Here is a 14,131-nt window from a genome sequence, read left to right as displayed (position 1 = left end):
GGCCTTTTCGATGTAAAATTCATTATTTAATTTTAAATTTGTATCATAAACAACAGTATAACATGTCAACGAAGCAATACAAAATAGCCAATTTTGATCCTTCTCAACCGGGATTAGCAGATGCATCCATTTACGGTTTGCCCTTTACGGCAGAGGAAAGTGAAATCATTATTATTCCAGTGCCTTGGGAGGTAACGGTGAGTTATGGTGCGGGAGCTTCTGAAGGGCCTGAGGCCATTTTGGAAGCGTCTTATCAGGTCGATTTGTCGCATCAACAATATCCGGAATTGTGGAAGTTGGGCATTTATTACGATGAAGCTCCCAACGAATGGGCGGCGGATAGTGAAAAATACAAGGGTATGGCTCAGCCTATCATTGAAGCTTTGGAAAACGGAGAAGATGTTTCTACCTTTCCCGCATTACAGTCGGACTTGGATAAAATCAATAAGGCGTGTAAACAACTCAAAGATCAAGTCAAAGAACGGGTGTTGTATTGGATGAATCAGGGTAAGAGAGTCGTTCTTCTCGGCGGGGACCACAGTACGCCTCTGGGTTACTACGAAGCCTTGGCCACCCAAAACGACTCCTTCGGAATCTTGCATTTCGACGCACACATGGATTTGCGCAACGCCTATGAGGGGTTTACCTATTCGCATGCCTCGATCATGTACAATACGCTTCAATTGCCCCAAGTATCGAAAATTGTACAGCTGGGTATACGCGATTTCTGCGAACAAGAAGTGGAAACCGTAAAAAATTCGGGAAATCGGGTTTTGGTACATACGGATTCCGATCTAAAAGCCGCGGCCTTTGAAGGAAAATCGTGGAAAGTACAATGCGATGAAATCATTGCATCCCTTCCGGAAAAGGTGTGTATCAGCTTTGATATCGATGGATTGTACCGTTGGTACTGCCCCAATACGGGTACGCCAGTACCAGGTGGACTGTCTTATGAAGAAGTAACCTATTTGCTAAACCGCTTGGCGGCTTCGCAGAAAACCATCATCGGTATGGATTTGGTGGAAGTAGCACCAGGAGAAGACGATTGGGATGGTAATGTTGGGGCAAGACTGTTGTTTCACATGTGTGGAGCCATGGCGCAATCTCAAGGATTACAAACCGGTGCGCCCTTAGTATTTAATAAATAGTATTTAATAAATAGAAAAATCCCCAGCTGGGGATTTTTTTTAAGATTTCCGACCCGTTATTAAACGGTATAAAATAGCGATAACAGCGAGTACTAATAAGATGTGTATAAAATTACCCACAGCTTCTCCAAAACCAAAATAACCTACTGCCCATCCTATGATTAGGATTAGTGCAATGAACCAAACTAAATCTTTCATAACTTGTTTTTTTTGATTACTAATACTGGTAAATCTATTAAAAATTAGATGAAAAAACGAATTTTTATCAATAAATAAAAAAATTAGATAAATATTTAAGTAGGAGTTTTAAGGGGAAAAGCAGGGGAAAAGGGAGATAAACCAATAATATTAAATTAAAAAAAAATGCAACAACCGTTGAGAATCGCCGTAGTTGGATCGGGATTAGTAGGCAGCCTATTGGCGCTTTACTTAAAGAGAGCAGGACACGATGTGGATGTTTTTGATCGCAGTCAGGACATACGCACCGTCGATTTTTCGGGCCGATCGATCAATTTAGCCATGTCTACCCGCGGGTGGAAAGCCCTCGATGGCGTGGGAATTGGCGATGCGATCCGCGCCATTGCCATTCCGATGGATAAGCGGGCGATTCACGCTGTTGACGGCAGTATTGCCTATCAAAAATACGGCATGGCAGGCGAGAGTATTTATTCGATTTCCAGAGGGGAGTTAAATCGAATGATGATCGATCTGACCCAGTCCGAAGGCGTCAATTTTTTCTTTGAGAAAAAAATATGGGACGTCAAGCTCGACGAGGCCATAATCTGCATAGGCGAAACCGAACGCGGCGCCTGGGAAGAGCTGAAATACGATAAGGTTTTTGGTGCCGATGGCGCTTTTTCAAAAGTGCGGAATCGCATGCAAAAGCTAAATAGATTCGATTATCAACAGCATTTTTTGAATATTGGCTATAAGGAACTCAAAATTGAAGCCAATAGCTCGGGTGCACATCGAATCGATAAAAACTCGTTTCACATCTGGCCTAGAGGCGAATTTATGTTGATTGCCTTGCCCAATTTGGAGGGGAGTTTTACCTGTACCTTATTTGTTCCCTTTGAGGGGGAGTACTCGATGGAAAGCTTAAAAGAACCAGCAGATGTGCAGGCGTTTTTTGAACGGTTTTTCCCCGATGCCATAACGTTGATTCCCGATTTGCTGCGCGATTTTTTTCACAATCCAACGAGTTCCTTGGTCACTACCCAGTGCTTCCCGTGGACTTATCAGGATAAAGTGGCTTTGATAGGCGATGCAGCACATGCCATAGTGCCCTTTTACGGCCAAGGTATGAATGCGGGTTTTGAAGATATTACGCAGTTGTCGGACTTGATGCAGCTTCACGGCGACGATTGGTTGCAAATCTTTAAGGACTACGAGCAGGTGCGAAAGCCCAATGCCGACGCCATCGCGGAATTGTCTTACCGAAATTTTATCGAGATGAGCACCAAAACCGCCGATGCCGACTTTTTGTTGCGAAAGAAAATCGAAGCGTGGTTTACGGACCTGCATCCCGAAAAATGGCTGCCGCTATACGATCGAGTGACCTTTAGTCACAAGCCCTACGTCGAAGCCTTGGAAATAGGCGACAAACAAAAAAGTATTATGGATGAGGTGATGGCCTTGCCTCAAATTGCCGATCAGTGGCAAACCGCCCAAGTAGAACAATTGATCCTAAGTCGGTTGTAATGGGGTAAATCCGATTTTTTCCTATATAAAAGCCGCTCCAAGTTATTGGAGCGGCTTTTGTTTTAGAACGTCGAATTACTTTTTGGAATTCGCCGTAAATATCTTGGAAAGAATGCCGAAAGCCCCGCGAATAAAAGTAGCGCTGGTCAATACTTTGACCAAGGGTTTTAGCGGGTCGCCGCTCTTTGGTGTACGCGTGCTGCTCGTACGCGGCTTTGGAGCTGCTTCTTGCTCTTGCTGTTGGCCGATATGGGCTATTTTAGCGGTGAGCAGCTCATAGGCGCTCTCTCGGTCGATTACAGCACTGTATTTGTTTACCAAGGCCGATTGCTGGGCAATGGCGCTTATTTCGGCTTCGCTTAAAATGTCCATACGGCTCATCGGCGCTCGTAGCATACACTGTACCAGTGGAGTGGGAATGCCCTTTTCGTTTAGGGCCGTAACCAAGGCTTCTCCAGTGGGAAGTGCACTGAGCAATTCGGAAGTCTGATAAAAATCCGAAATCGGAAAGTTTTCCGAAGCAGCTTTTAGCGCCTTGCGGTCTTTTTCTGTAAACGCCCGCAAAGCGTGCTGTATTTTTAAGCCCAATTGTGCCAATACCGAATTGGGAATATCTATGGGGTTTTGCGTGATAAAGAATATGCCGATGCCCTTAGAGCGGATTAATTTGACGATGGTTTCGATTTGTTGCAACAAGGTTTTGCTGGCATTGTCGAATATCAGGTGGGCCTCGTCTATAAAGATGACCAATTCTGGTTGGTTGCTATCGCCCTGCTCCGGCATTTGAGCGTAGACCTGTGCGAGCAGATTGAGCATAAAAGTCGAGAATAATTTGGGTTTGTCTTGAATATCGTTGATGCGAAGGATGTTGATATAGGCTTGTCCCTGCTCGTTTAAACGCATCAAATCGTCGATGTCGAACGCGGTTTCTCCAAAAAACAATTCGGCGCCCTGTTGCTCCAATTCGACAATCTTGCGCAAAATCGTTCCCGAAGAGGCCGTGGAAATCTTTCCGTATTCGGATTCGATCTCTTTTTTGCCCTCATTGGTAAGGTATTGCAAGGCTTTTTTAAAGTCTTTTAAGTCGAGTAGCAGCAAGTTGTTGTCGTCACAGTATTTAAAGACCAAGGAAACCACTCCGCCCTGAGTATCGTTGAGTTCCAAGATACGCGAAAACAATACCGGTCCAAACTCGGATATCGTAGCGCGCAGCGGAACGCCCTTTTGCTGAGAAAGCGTTAATAATTCCACCGGAAAGGCCTGAGTGCGATAGGGTAGGTTCATCTTGCCATGACGCTCCTCTATAAAAGCAGAAGTGGAACCCGCAGCAGCAATACCGCTAAAATCACCTTTGACATCCATCATCAATACCGGAATTCCCTTGGCGGAAAGTTGCTCGGACAAGACCTGAATCGTTTTGGTCTTTCCCGTACCGGTAGCACCCGAAATCAAGCCATGACGGTTTAAGGTTTTGAGAGGAAGTCGCACGAAAAAATCGGGTATGACCTCGTTTTCCAGTACGGCACCACCGATCGTGATGGAGTCCCCTTTGAAAGTGTAGCCCGATTCTATCTGATCTATAAAGTTTTTATTTTTCATATATGATTTTTTTTACGCGGTTTCACTACTACAAATATAGTTGCTTGAAGTCATTTTTTGAGTTATATTTAGTTTTTATGGTTTAAATTAAATTCTATAAAACAATTTAGTGATAATTTAGAATTATTATATTTACATTTGCTTAACAAATGGACTTCATAAACAGCGCAATATGTCTTTTTGATTAAATACCGTGTAAGATGGGAGTAAAAAAAAGCATTTTAATTTTTTTATTTGATCTAAAAACATAAATTTGCGACTCTCATATGAATGAAATGAGAAAATGTTGAATAATAATTGAATAAAAAAAAAGAATTAAAATTTTAAAAAAATGACAAACGTATCAAACGAATCAGTTGAGAAAGTAGGATCTAGTTCAGGTGCATCTAAAATTTTTGCAGGTGCAGCAGTATTTCTTTGTATTATTTTTGGATATATCGTCTGGAAATTTATACTAGGACATTCATCAAACTTTGAAAATGGAGATCCTAATGGACATCCTCTAGAAGGAAGTATACTAGGTATGGTGTACAAAGGAGGAATTGTGGTTGCCGCCTTAATTGGTTTATTGACAATGACCATTGTTTTCTCAATCGAAAGATTCATCGTAATCGGAAAAGCAGCAGGAAAAGGAAATGTTAGTAACTTTGTAAACAATGTACAAGCGACTATCAACCAAGGGAAAATCGAACAAGCTATCGAAGAATGTGATGCACAGCAAGGTTCTGTAGCAAACGTAGTGAAAGCTGGTTTGATCAAGTACCAACAAGTGAAAAGAGAAGGTTTAGATAGCGAAAAAGCTACGGAAACCATCCAAAAAGAAATCGAAGAAGCGACGACATTGGAAATGCCGATGTTGGAGAAAAATATGATTGTATTGGCTACATTGGTATCTATTGGTACTTTGGTAGGTTTGTTAGGTACAGTAACCGGGATGATCAAAGCGTTCTCTGCTTTGGCTACAACAGGTACTCCAGATTCATCAGCTCTTGCAACAGGTATTTCTGAGGCATTGGTTTGTACAGCAACGGGTATTGGAACATCTACTTTGGCTATTGTTATGTACAACGCTTTTACAACTAAAATTGATAAATTGACTTACTCTATCGATGAGGCTGGTTTTGCTATCACGCAATCTTACAGAAGATTCAAAGCTGGAATCAATAAATAGTAGTAGTAAGTAGTTTAATCAACAATAAGTCTGTGCTTGCATAGAGTTATAAAAGAAAATATAAAATGGCTAAAGTTAAAATGTCAAAGAAAAGTATGAGAGTAGACATGACCGCGATGTGCGATGTGTCGTTCCTACTTCTAACTTTCTTCGTGTTGACATCGACAGCAAAACTTCCAGAAGCTTTGCCTGTTGATACTCCTGCATCGACAGTACAAACCAAATTGCCTGAAACTAATTTAGCTACATTAACAGTTGGAGAAGGAAAAGTATTTTTCGGCGTATTGGGCAAAGAGAATCGCAAAGAAACTCTTACTCAAATGGGACAAAAATACAATATCGATTTCACCGAGAAAGAAAAGGATGAATTTTCTAATATCGAAGGTGTCGGTACTCCAATTACCGCTTTGAAACAGTTTTTAAACTTGCCACATGATGTGAGAAGTAAAGCCGTTCAAGTGGGAATTCCAACAGACTCATTGGACAATCAATTGAAAGATTGGGTTCAATCGGCGCGTGTAGCGGTTAGAGATTTAGATAATAAAGTACTTGATGTTGCTATTAAAGGAGATGCAAAAGAAGAATATCCTACAATTAAAAGAGTAATCGATATTCTCCAAGATCAAAAAGTAAATCGTTTCTTCTTGGTTACAGGACTGAGAAATGAAGATTTTTAATCATTAAAATTTCAAACTGTAAATGGCAGAATTAAATACAGGAGGCGGAGACGGTAAGGGAAAAAAAGTAAGAAGTAAAAAACAAAACGCCGGAGTAGATTTAACGGCGATGGTGGATTTGGCATTCTTATTGATTACTTTCTTCATGTTGACGACCTCGATGAATAAACCGCAGTCTATGAATTTGGCTATGCCAGATAAAGATAAAACCGATGTCGATAATGAAACCCTGGTTGCAGACAATCGCTCGATGACGATCTTAATAGGCGCGGATAATAAAATCAAATGGTATATGGGGAGAACAGATGCCCCATTAGAAGGACCACAAGATCAAACCTACGGTAAAGAAGGTATTCGTATTGAACTTTTGAAAAAAGTAAAAGCGATTCCTCAAATTACCGGAGATCCTGAAAAGGGATTGATCGTGATTATTAAACCAAGTAAAAATTCTAATTACAGAAACTTGGTGGATATTTTGGATGAGATGGCGATTACCAATGTAAAAGCTTATGCTATTGTTGATATGACACCAGAAGATCTCGCTATACTTGGAGAAAACTAGGTAACTAGTATCAACTTAAAATTTTAGACCATGTCAAAATTAAATATTTTTAAGAAGGAATGGCTTGATATAGTTTTCGAAGGACGTAACAAGTCTTATGGAGCTTATCAATTGCGTTCTGAGAATCCTAAAGTAACTACTTTTGCACTATTCGCAGGGATTGCTTTATTTGGAGTGGGACTAGCTTCTCCTCTTATAATCAAAACCATTGAAGGAACACTTGGGAAGAATAAAAAAGACGCTCCTTTGGATACTGAAATTACATTGGTAGATTTGGCTACGCCACCGCCACCAGTGGAACTTCCACCTCCACCACCAATTGAAGCACCGCCACCGCCGCCAGAGGCTACGAAGTCGGTTGTAGATACCAAGAAATTTACACCACCTAAAGTGGTTGAAAAAGAAAAGGTAGTTGAGGAAATCGCTAAGGTTGAAGAATTTATCGACAAAGACCCAGGCGTTAAAGACGCTAAGGGAGATAAAGAAAAAGGAGACATCAAAACCGGTGAAAAGACCGGTAATGCCGATAAAGGGGATAGACCAACGGACGGAGAAGAAGATGGTAACAAAGTCTTTATTGCCGTACAAGTCTCTGCTACACCTCCAGGGGGAATGGCAGGATTTACCAAAACCTTTATCAGCCGTTTTAGAACACCAGATATCGATTCTAGTGTGAAGAAAATCCAGGTAATTGTAAAATTCATCGTGGAGAAAGACGGATCTTTAACCGATATTACCATCTTACGTGACCCCGGTTACGGTGCAGGGAAAGAAGCGGTACGCGTATTGCAAAATATGCCGAAGTGGAAACCAGCAGTACAGAATGGTAAAAATGTAAGATCGCAGTTTACACTGCCTATTACGATTCAGGTTCAGTAATGAATTTTTATAATAAATTTAAACAGAAATCGCCCTTACAGCGATTTCTGTTTGTTTTCGGATTGTTCTTCTTTTTCCTGTACCTGTGTTTAGGCGTCTTGTTTATCTTTTGGAAAGCGATGCCTTTGGATATTGCGTACACCAATCGATTGCTGTTTGGCATCGTATTAATCGTGTATGCTGGATTTAGATTTTTTAGATTGTTAAGTTAAAATGCTTCGGCATACTTTATACGCAAAGGCGACCTCCATGAGGTCGCCTTTGGCATTTATAGCCCTTTGATAGTACGTATGTGAATTGCGGATTGTTAAATCATGGGTTTTGTGTTGGTTTTGATGCGGTTGTTACTTGTGTCTAGGGGTTTTTGTTGAGAATAATAGCTTATAATGTTGTTTTTTAATGAAATATATGCAGTGTGGTTTTTTTTGTGTTCTTATTTTGTTTATATTTAGAATAGATAAAGAGAGTGGGGCTACAGCAGCTTTTCGCTCTACCCGGTTTAAATCTGAAAGAGGATTTTATGACGATTGGATTGCTTAAGCAAGTGCGTTTTGTTGAAGGTTTAGGCGGCTTTGTAGCTGGCTTTGCTTTCACTGAGGAGTATCATTAACAAACAGATTAAATTTAAACTACAATATCATGTCAAAATTAAATATTTTCAAAAGAGATTGGTTGGACTTGGTGTTTGAAAATCGAAACAAAAAATACGGCGCCTATCAACTGCGTTCGGAAAATCCAAAGACAACGAGCTTAGCCTTGTTTATCGGCACCGCTCTGTTGGCGGCGGCCATTTCATCGCCCTTAATTATTAAGGGATTGAATGGTACACTTGGCGAACATGTTGTTAGGGAGCGCCCTTTGTCTGATCCGGTGGTATGGGATTTTGTTCCACCAATACCGCCAGCAAGGGAAATTGTCGAACCCAAAAGCGTGGAGCAGCCTGTTGTTAAAGCGACGGATGCAGCTCCGGCTTCGGCTGTAGCGAGCAAACGACACAAGGCTTATAAGGTTACTGATAATACCGCCGCTATAACCGAAGAGCCTACATCGGCAGTGGATTTGCTCGAGGGCAATCCAGGCGCCGTAACGCGCGATGGAACGCCTGGAGGCTCCGTTGTTTTGCTCGGCAATTCCGGTGAGGGAACGGGCTCCGCTGGCAACGGCACCGCTATTGTCGATGAGGGCAACAGCAATGAGGTTTATAGCTTTGTACAGCTTAAAGCGGAACCCGTAGGTGGTTTTACAAGCTTTAACAAAATGTTTGTTTCGCGTTTTAGAACTCCCGATGTCCATGCAAACGTGGTGAAATTGCAGGTCATTGTCAGATTCATAGTGGAAAAAGACGGGTCGCTATCCGATATAAGCATACTGCGCGATCCCGGTTATGGCGCGGGTAAAGAAGCGGTTCGCGTGCTTAAAACCATGCCGAATTGGAAGGCGGCGGTTCAAAACAACCGCAAGGTACGCTCACAGTTTACTTTGCCTATTACCGTTGAAGTACGATAAGACGTTGTCAAGGCCGCATTTGTTTATCATAAATGCGGCCTTTTTTAATGCGCTTGTTCTAAAAAACATATTTTAACCTCCTAATGCTGTTTTTTTCAGCGGAAATCAATATCTTTAAACTCGTGAATATGTCGGTGGATTCCCTGAGAAAATGGATTCTGTTGGATTTTTGCGCTGGTTTAATTAATTTAAAAAAACAAACTCTTATGACTGGTTTTTATTCCTTATCGAAAAAGGCTATTTTCTTTGCATTCTTAGGACTCACACTCGTACAGTGTAAAAAAGAAAAAACAGCAGTGGTGGTCGACGAAATACAGGAAACCGCGGTTTCTGGTACGACTTCTATTTGGGTTGAAGAGTCGGTTTTTCCTGTGGTAGAAGACGTGAACCGCGTATTCGAAAGCGAATACGACAAGGCGACCATCCACTTGGAAAAGAAATCGGAAGCGGAAATCTTAAAAGCTATTTTTGAAGGACATACACAAATTGCGGTATTACCGAGAACTTTGGATGCCGACGAATTGGCGCGCTTTCAAGGCAAGGTCAATCCGAAGATAACGCATTTCGCCTCCGATGCCGTGGTGTTTATCACCAATGCAGCCCATAAAGATTCGCTAATCGACTATCAAGAGGCCTTGCATACCCTGCAAGATAAAAAGAGCGACAAGAAATTGATGCTGGTTTTTGACAATGTCAATTCCAGTGTGGTTCGTCAGTTTAAAACCGATGCCGGAATTACCGACTTCCCCAAAGAAAACGTCTATTTTTTACCGACTACTCAGGAAGTGATTGCCTATGTGGAGCAAAATCAAAATGCGGTAGGCGTGATCGGACTGGATTGGTTGCTACAACCCACAGCGGAATTGGCCAAGCACCTCGAGCAAATCAAAGTGCTTTCGGTTAAAAATCCCAAAGACGGCAAATACTACAAACCGAGTCAAAATAATATAGCCGAGGGAACCTATCCTATAATAAGAAAATTATACGTTTTGGATTTTCAGGGAAAAACTGGTCTAGGAACGGGATTTGCTTCGTATATTGCAGGACCTAAAGGACAACGAATAATCTTGAAGTCGGGATTGGTGCCTTTTAGAGTGCCGCCGAGAGAGATTATTGTTACCGATGAAAAATTAAAGTAAAGTACAACTAAAACCATATAAAATGAATAAGTACACTATTTTTAGTCTGTTATTAACTGGGTTAACCGCTGCGGGTGTATCTGCTCAGGATTTAGAACAGGCAAAAAAAGCCATTAATGATGAGCAATTTGATAAAGCCAAATCAATTCTGAAATCATTGATAAAATCAAAGCCAAACGACGGTAAAAACTTTTACTATTTAGGCGATTTATTCTTGATGGAACAACAAGTGGATTCCTCAAAATTCTATTTTAACAAAGGGGTTGCAGCTAAAAATAAAGGAAGCTTAAACTTTATTGGATTGGGTCAATTAGCCTTGGACAACAACAATGCTAAAGAGGCTAAAACCAATTTCCAAAAAGCGGAAAAAGAAATTAAGAAAAAAGATAACGATGAGTTGCTATTGATTGCAAAAGCCAATCTCAATTCGTCAAATCCAAATGCAGCAGAAGCCATCGCCTATGCAAACAAAGCCTTAGCAAACGATTTTAAGAATGCGGAAGCTTATTTGGTATTGGGTGACGCACACATGCTCAACAAGAGTTTTAGTGAGGCCTTTAGCGCGTATAGAGAAGCGTATGGTTACGATCCAACGATGTTGAAAGCCAAATTGCAGTTGTCTGTAATTACCAAAAGAGCTAAGGCTTACAAAGATGCCGTAGACGGTTTTCAAGAAATTATCAAAATAGATCCTAAATACGCCCCTGCTTATAGAGAGTTGGCGGAGACTTACAAATTGTGGGCCAACAACAGCAACAGCAGCAAATCCGATGAGTATTTGGGACTGGCTTTGGCGAACTACAAAAAATACATGGAGCTTTCCGAGGGATCAATGGAGTCGCAATTGCGCTATGCCGATTTCTTGGTGTTGACTAAAAACTACACCGAATTGGAACGAGTAGCTTCAGAGATGAAAGCAAAGGAAAATGTCAATCCTAGAATATTGCGTTATTTGGGATATTCTTCCTATGAAAACGGTCATTATGCAGAGAGTGTTGAGGCCTTGAAATCCTTTTTGACCAAGACCGATCCTAAAAATATTATCGGTAGAGATTATTTCTATTTGGGCTTGTCGAAAATGGCTGTAGCTAGAAATGCCGATTTTTCTATCAAAGACCAGAGTTTGTACAACGAAGGGATACTAGATCTGGAAAAAGGAGCACAGGTAGAACCGGCTATTGCTTTTGAATACAACGCACCCGCTTTAAAATTGTTTAAAGACAAGCAGTATGCACAAGCAGCGGATATCTTAAACGTTTCTGCCAAAGTACAAAGTCAAGACAACTATATGTACGACAACTACTATTTGGGATATTCTTACTATATATTGGGGAAAGATGCACCAGAAGTAGCCTTATTGCAACAATCGAACGACGCTTTTGCAAAGATGATTGCGGTTTCTCCGGCAACCAAAGAAGCGTATTTGTATAAAGCACGTGCCAATAGATATATCGATACGCCGGAATCTCGTGAAGTGATGACGACGGATTACTTGGGTTATGTCAAAGCAATTCAAGATAAGAATGAACTGGGCAAAGCCGAAAACAAAGAAACGCTGATCGAAGCTTATACACATATCGGTGCGCATTATGCCAATATCGATAGTAAGGACAAAGCAATCGAGTATTTGAACAAAGTCGTTCAGTTAGATCCTAGTAACGATTTCGCTAAATCAACGATTAAAGCACTAAAATAAACGTTTTTTAAAGAATATATAAAAACTTGCTCCATTTCGATAGAGCAAGTTTTTTGTTTTTTATAAGACCCTTTACAACGCGAATGCACTATCTTTGCACATTAATTTTATAGGAATGCAAAAGGTTGATTTACAAAAAGAAGTAGCTAAGGGTACGGTATTGCCTTTGATGGAAGAGTTTTATACCATACAAGGCGAGGGATTCCATACGGGTACAGCGGCTTATTTTATACGAGTAGGTGGATGTGATGTGGGCTGTCATTGGTGCGATGTTAAGGAGAGTTGGGATGCAGAACTTCATCCGCCAACAGCTATAGAAGAGATTGTAGAAAGAGCTTCCAAGGCCGCCAACTTGGCCGTGGTTACAGGTGGTGAGCCTTTGACGTGGAATATGGGACCCTTGACTGCAGCCTTAAAAAAGGCGGGAATGCAGCTCAATATGGAAACCTCCGGTGCTTATCCGCTAACGGGTACCTGGGATTGGATTTGTTTATCGCCAAAAAAAACCAAATTGCCAGTGGAAAGCGTCTATGCTGCTGCCCATGAATTAAAAGTGGTCATCTTCAACAAACACGATTTTATTTTTGCAGAAGAACAAGCCGCTTTAACCAACGACAAAGCCATATTGTTTTTACAACCCGAATGGAGCAAGCAGGAGGAAATGGTGCCGTTGATTGTGGAATACGTCAAGAATAATCCCAAGTGGAGAATATCACTTCAAACACATAAATATTTGGATATTCCATAAATTGAATTAAATTTACATCTTAATCAAAAAAAAAGAATTAGTATGAAAAAGATTTTATTCTCCTTAGTTTTTATATGTATTGCGCAGTTTTCTTTTGCTCAAGATGCGGCTTTTAAAAGCGATATGTTGAAATTTATGAATTTAAGCGGTCAGATGTCGACTTTTGAAATGTTGACTAAAGACATCGTAGACAATATTCCAGACGCTAAGAAAGCGGATTTTCAAAAGGAATTAAAAGAGAGTTTAAACGGATTGATGAATAGTATGGCCGACATGTATATGACGGAGTTTACCCATGCTGAAGTAAAGGATTTTATCAAATTTTACGAATCACCTGCTGGAAAGAAATTGAGTGCAAAAACCAATGTGTTGTTTGAAAAAGGACAAGCTATTGGTCAAGAATGGGGTATGGGTCTTCAAGGCGTAGTAATGAAATATATGGAGTAAGCTCCAAGGGAATACTATAAAAAAAGCTGCCAATGGCAGCTTTTTTTATTAGGGGGTTTTTAGGCCGCTGTTGCCTCAGTGGGCATTCGTTTCCAAAAACGGACACCCCATTCTCGGCGAATCGACGGGAAAAACTATATATACAGCTTCGCCAAATAATCGAAGTGCTCGCCTTCACAGACCAATTCACATTGGAAGCCGTTGGCGTGGGCGGCATTTTGAAGGGTGTTGTAGTCTAGGAATAGCCAGTCAAACGGGACTTCGATCTGCCTTTTATAGGATATGGTAAACTTGAGTTCGCCATAGTAGTCTTTGTCGTGGGGAATCCACCTTCCACCGTCTTCATCCTCGTCGTACATATAGATCAAATCGCTGCTGTCGATCAGAATTTGTCCGCCCTTGTTTAAAAGGGTTTTGAGTAGGGTTAAATAAGTGGTGATGCGGTTCATCTTGCCAAAAATACCGGTTCCATTCATCAGCATCAGTATCGTGTCGAACGATTCGCCTTTAAAATCGAGTAGGTCGACGCAATGCGCCTGGGTAATACCGCGAAGCTTGCAGGCTTCAATCGCCGCTGGCGACCGGTCGATTGCCGTAACCGCCAAACCCTTTTTAAGCAGCTCTAAGCTGTGACTACCCGCGCCGCATCCAATGTCAAGGATGCTGCCAAAACTCATGTCTAAGGCGCGCTGTTCGATTTTGGGCATGCCTTTATAATCCCTAAAGAGATAGCTTACTTCCATCTCATCGAGGTGCGTGATATCGGTTTTCGTAAAGAGGTTTTCCGGTTTATTTTGAGTCTGGTAATCCAAAATGGCCCGTCCGAATAAATCTTTCATGTATTTTAAGTATAAAAGT

General features: G+C 41.2%; 14 protein-coding genes. 11 read left to right on the top strand and 3 right to left on the bottom strand.

Annotated features, from left to right (window positions below; genetic code table 11):
* The first annotated feature begins 62 nt into the window (after positions 1 to 62).
* Positions 63 to 1,148 carry an agmatinase family protein gene (locus tag ACQZ43_RS00575; RefSeq protein WP_430613873.1) on the top strand — a complete coding sequence of 362 codons (1,086 nt, stop codon included), beginning with the start codon at positions 63 to 65 and terminating at the stop codon, positions 1,146 to 1,148.
* A gap of 39 nt (positions 1,149 to 1,187) precedes the next feature.
* Here ACQZ43_RS00575 and ACQZ43_RS00570 read toward each other — a convergent pair whose 3' ends face one another.
* Complete coding sequence (locus tag ACQZ43_RS00570) at positions 1,188 to 1,346, bottom strand: lmo0937 family membrane protein (protein ID WP_430613872.1); 159 nt, start codon at positions 1,344 to 1,346, stop codon at positions 1,188 to 1,190.
* A gap of 165 nt (positions 1,347 to 1,511) precedes the next feature.
* On the opposite strand from ACQZ43_RS00570, the gene ACQZ43_RS00565 reads away from it, so the two are divergent.
* A complete protein-coding gene (locus ACQZ43_RS00565; protein ID WP_430613870.1) occupies positions 1,512 to 2,849 on the top strand; it encodes an FAD-dependent oxidoreductase in 1,338 nt (445 codons plus the stop codon).
* 75 nt (positions 2,850 to 2,924) lie between these two features.
* Here the strand turns inward: ACQZ43_RS00565 and ACQZ43_RS00560 are convergent, their stop codons facing one another.
* On the bottom strand, positions 2,925 to 4,448 hold the full coding sequence (locus ACQZ43_RS00560) for a helicase HerA-like domain-containing protein (protein WP_430613868.1): 1,524 nt from the start codon (positions 4,446 to 4,448) through the stop codon (positions 2,925 to 2,927).
* 331 nt (positions 4,449 to 4,779) lie between these two features.
* Between ACQZ43_RS00560 and ACQZ43_RS00555 the strand changes: the two genes are divergently transcribed.
* The 9 genes from ACQZ43_RS00555 to ACQZ43_RS00515 all read left to right on the top strand — a co-directional run bounded on the left by ACQZ43_RS00555 (position 4,780) and on the right by ACQZ43_RS00515 (position 13,273).
* Complete coding sequence (locus ACQZ43_RS00555; protein WP_430613867.1) at positions 4,780 to 5,619, top strand: MotA/TolQ/ExbB proton channel family protein; 840 nt, start codon at positions 4,780 to 4,782, stop codon at positions 5,617 to 5,619.
* Positions 5,620 to 5,684: 65 nt separating this feature from the next.
* Positions 5,685 to 6,296 (top strand): ExbD/TolR family protein, encoded by a 612-nt coding sequence (locus ACQZ43_RS00550; RefSeq protein ID WP_430613866.1) that lies wholly within the window; start codon positions 5,685 to 5,687, stop codon positions 6,294 to 6,296.
* Positions 6,297 to 6,318: 22 nt separating this feature from the next.
* Complete coding sequence (locus ACQZ43_RS00545; protein WP_430613865.1) at positions 6,319 to 6,858, top strand: ExbD/TolR family protein; 540 nt, start codon at positions 6,319 to 6,321, stop codon at positions 6,856 to 6,858.
* A gap of 30 nt (positions 6,859 to 6,888) precedes the next feature.
* The gene (locus ACQZ43_RS00540) at positions 6,889 to 7,737 is read left to right on the top strand and encodes an energy transducer TonB (protein ID WP_430613864.1); all 849 of its coding nucleotides are present in this window, start codon (positions 6,889 to 6,891) and stop codon (positions 7,735 to 7,737) included.
* A 639-nt stretch (positions 7,738 to 8,376) separates the two neighbouring features.
* On the top strand, positions 8,377 to 9,243 hold the full coding sequence (locus ACQZ43_RS00535) for an energy transducer TonB (RefSeq protein ID WP_430613863.1): 867 nt from the start codon (positions 8,377 to 8,379) through the stop codon (positions 9,241 to 9,243).
* A 206-nt stretch (positions 9,244 to 9,449) separates the two neighbouring features.
* Positions 9,450 to 10,382, top strand: a complete 933-nt coding sequence (locus ACQZ43_RS00530; RefSeq protein WP_430613862.1) for a PstS family phosphate ABC transporter substrate-binding protein — start codon at positions 9,450 to 9,452, stop codon at positions 10,380 to 10,382.
* Positions 10,383 to 10,404: 22 nt separating this feature from the next.
* Positions 10,405 to 12,078 carry a tetratricopeptide repeat protein gene (locus ACQZ43_RS00525; RefSeq protein WP_430613861.1) on the top strand — a complete coding sequence of 558 codons (1,674 nt, stop codon included), beginning with the start codon at positions 10,405 to 10,407 and terminating at the stop codon, positions 12,076 to 12,078.
* Positions 12,079 to 12,193: 115 nt separating this feature from the next.
* Positions 12,194 to 12,826: a 7-carboxy-7-deazaguanine synthase QueE gene (locus ACQZ43_RS00520; RefSeq protein WP_430613860.1), complete on the top strand. Its 633-nt coding sequence runs from the start codon at positions 12,194 to 12,196 to the stop codon at positions 12,824 to 12,826.
* A gap of 42 nt (positions 12,827 to 12,868) precedes the next feature.
* Positions 12,869 to 13,273 carry a DUF2059 domain-containing protein gene (locus tag ACQZ43_RS00515; protein ID WP_430613859.1) on the top strand — a complete coding sequence of 135 codons (405 nt, stop codon included), beginning with the start codon at positions 12,869 to 12,871 and terminating at the stop codon, positions 13,271 to 13,273.
* Between the two features lie 134 nt (positions 13,274 to 13,407).
* On the opposite strand, the gene ACQZ43_RS00510 is transcribed toward ACQZ43_RS00515, so the two are convergent.
* Positions 13,408 to 14,112 carry a class I SAM-dependent methyltransferase gene (locus ACQZ43_RS00510; protein ID WP_430613858.1) on the bottom strand — a complete coding sequence of 235 codons (705 nt, stop codon included), beginning with the start codon at positions 14,110 to 14,112 and terminating at the stop codon, positions 13,408 to 13,410.
* Positions 14,113 to 14,131 lie beyond the last annotated feature (19 nt).

Source organism: Flavobacterium sp. JP2137, assembly GCF_050562195.1.
Taxonomy (GTDB): Bacteria; Bacteroidota; Bacteroidia; order Flavobacteriales; family Flavobacteriaceae; genus Flavobacterium.
The sequence above is the reverse complement of the archived record's forward strand: the minus strand, read 5'-3'. Positions and strand labels throughout refer to the sequence as shown.

What these genes read in the sequence shown, in the direction of transcription:
- ACQZ43_RS00545 (WP_430613865.1), top strand. Translation starts at nt 6,319, where the DNA reads ATGGCAGAATTAAATACAGGAGGCGGAGACGGTAAGGGAAAAAAAGTA.
- ACQZ43_RS00515 (WP_430613859.1), top strand. Translation starts at nt 12,869, where the DNA reads ATGAAAAAGATTTTATTCTCCTTAGTTTTTATATGTATTGCGCAGTTT.
- ACQZ43_RS00565 (WP_430613870.1), top strand. Translation starts at nt 1,512, where the DNA reads ATGCAACAACCGTTGAGAATCGCCGTAGTTGGATCGGGATTAGTAGGC.
- ACQZ43_RS00520 (WP_430613860.1), top strand. Translation starts at nt 12,194, where the DNA reads ATGCAAAAGGTTGATTTACAAAAAGAAGTAGCTAAGGGTACGGTATTG.
- ACQZ43_RS00570 (WP_430613872.1), bottom strand. Translation starts at nt 1,346, where the DNA reads ATGAAAGATTTAGTTTGGTTCATTGCACTAATCCTAATCATAGGATGG.
- ACQZ43_RS00535 (WP_430613863.1), top strand. Translation starts at nt 8,377, where the DNA reads ATGTCAAAATTAAATATTTTCAAAAGAGATTGGTTGGACTTGGTGTTT.
- ACQZ43_RS00550 (WP_430613866.1), top strand. Translation starts at nt 5,685, where the DNA reads ATGGCTAAAGTTAAAATGTCAAAGAAAAGTATGAGAGTAGACATGACC.
- ACQZ43_RS00525 (WP_430613861.1), top strand. Translation starts at nt 10,405, where the DNA reads ATGAATAAGTACACTATTTTTAGTCTGTTATTAACTGGGTTAACCGCT.
- ACQZ43_RS00560 (WP_430613868.1), bottom strand. Translation starts at nt 4,448, where the DNA reads ATGAAAAATAAAAACTTTATAGATCAGATAGAATCGGGCTACACTTTC.
- ACQZ43_RS00575 (WP_430613873.1), top strand. Translation starts at nt 63, where the DNA reads ATGTCAACGAAGCAATACAAAATAGCCAATTTTGATCCTTCTCAACCG.
- ACQZ43_RS00540 (WP_430613864.1), top strand. Translation starts at nt 6,889, where the DNA reads ATGTCAAAATTAAATATTTTTAAGAAGGAATGGCTTGATATAGTTTTC.
- ACQZ43_RS00530 (WP_430613862.1), top strand. Translation starts at nt 9,450, where the DNA reads ATGACTGGTTTTTATTCCTTATCGAAAAAGGCTATTTTCTTTGCATTC.
- ACQZ43_RS00555 (WP_430613867.1), top strand. Translation starts at nt 4,780, where the DNA reads ATGACAAACGTATCAAACGAATCAGTTGAGAAAGTAGGATCTAGTTCA.
- ACQZ43_RS00510 (WP_430613858.1), bottom strand. Translation starts at nt 14,112, where the DNA reads ATGAAAGATTTATTCGGACGGGCCATTTTGGATTACCAGACTCAAAAT.